The organism is Paenibacillus sp. OT2-17 (genome assembly GCF_009827695.1).
GTDB lineage: Bacteria > Bacillota > Bacilli > Paenibacillales > Paenibacillaceae > Paenibacillus > Paenibacillus polymyxa_B.
In genome coordinates, this window is the sequence record NZ_WUDQ01000696.1 from 1 (window position 1) to 1,684 (window position 1,684).

Genomic DNA, 1,684 nt, shown 5'->3' on the forward strand with positions numbered 1-1,684 from the left:
CTTCTTTTTACGTTACGCTGATGCAGGAGGAACAAATGTGGCAGAAAGCTCAGCTTCGAGAGCAAATGCTGGAGACGACTCGTGGCATGGAGCATGCCCTTATGGGCGGTGAGCAGCCACAGGTTTGGGAAGAGCTTGCTGGCAAGATTGCGGCTTTGGAGTAAAGATAAATAAGTACACCATTTATTTAAGTTCAGGACACCGGGTTGTGGGACAACCCGGTGTTTTATGCATGCTCCAAAAAGAAAGCAATACTGAGTAAATAGCCATATTCAATAATAAGAAAGCGATTTAATTTGTCTAATCACCCACCAATTGATAACCTGCCTGAATACGGCTTGTTATCCTCTTTGCCCCCTTGGAAAGCGAATGGTAAACTTCACTAAGCCATATAACAACGTCGTGCAACTAATGGAGGGACATTGACATGGAAGTGCTCAGGCAACTGCAAGTTTTTTTTCGCGAGAGGAGACACTATCTGTTTCTTTCTATTTTATGCCTTGCGATAGCGACGGCCCTGGGACTGGTGTATCCGAACCTGCTCCAAAGGCTAATTGATAACGCTATCATCCCCGGTGACTTCGGGAAAGTCCCGGCGCTGGCTCTGACTGTGCTGGGAGTAGTCATCATCAAAGGGTTCATGCAATTTTTACATGGTTTTTTTGGTGGACGGCTAGGTAACTACTTGGCGTACCGACTCCGCAATGCTTGTTACGAAAAGCTGCAATTTCTGTCCTTCAGATATTATGACACTGCCAAAACGGGGGATCTCATGTCCCGACTGACTGGTGATTTGGAGGCAATTCGTAACTTTATCGGGTTTGGTTTTGCCCAACTCCTCAATGTGCTACTGATGGTCGTATTCGGCTCTATGATGATGCTGTATATTAACTGGCAGCTCACCCTCATTACGATGATCAGCATGCCATTGCTACTCTTCGTCACATTCAAGTTTGAATCCCGGATTCATCCCACCTTTCAGGAAATGCGGATTGCCCTTAGCGCCTTGACGACAGCGGTCCAAGAAAATATAACAGGTGTGCGAACCGTCAAATCTTTTGCCCGCGAATCCTATGAAGTTGAGAAATTTTCAGTACGTAATGAACAATACAAGAGTAATCAAATTCAGGCTGCTTCCTTATGGAGTCGGTTTTTCCCCGCAATGGAACTGATAGCTTCTGTCAGTGTGGTCCTGCTGTTGGGCATGGGGGGGTATCTGGTCATTCAGAAGTCAATGACCTTGGGGCAGCTCGTCGCTTTCTTTAGCTTAATTTGGTATATTATCGGCCCCATCTGGAGCATTGGCTTTCATATCAATAACTATACGCAGTCCAAAGCTTCTGGTGAAAGGGTCTTGGAACTGCTAAATCAGTCCATAGATGTAACCGATGAAGCCGGAGCACTTAAACTCGATGCCGATCAGGTGGAAGGACATGTTACGTTTGAACATGTTACCTTTGCTTACGGAAATAAGCTCCCTGCTGTTGTTGACATCAATTTAGACGCACCTCCGGGATCAGTCATTGGAATTTTAGGCGGAACGGGGTCAGGGAAGTCTACCATTATTCAATTACTCATGCGCGCTTATAATGTGAATGCAGGAAGTATCAAGTTGGATGGCAAGGATATACGTCACTTGAAGATTCGCGATTTACGTGCTCAAATTTCTTCCGTGTTTCAGGAG

The 1,684-nt window shown here is 45.7% G+C and carries 1 protein-coding gene; it reads left to right on the top strand.

The window, feature by feature from the left end; translation table 11 throughout:
* Nucleotides 1–427: 427 nt before the first annotated feature.
* Nucleotides 428–1,684: ABC transporter ATP-binding protein (locus GRP75_RS26210; protein ID WP_160790804.1), on the top strand; the 1,257-nt coding region annotated here is incomplete at its 3' end.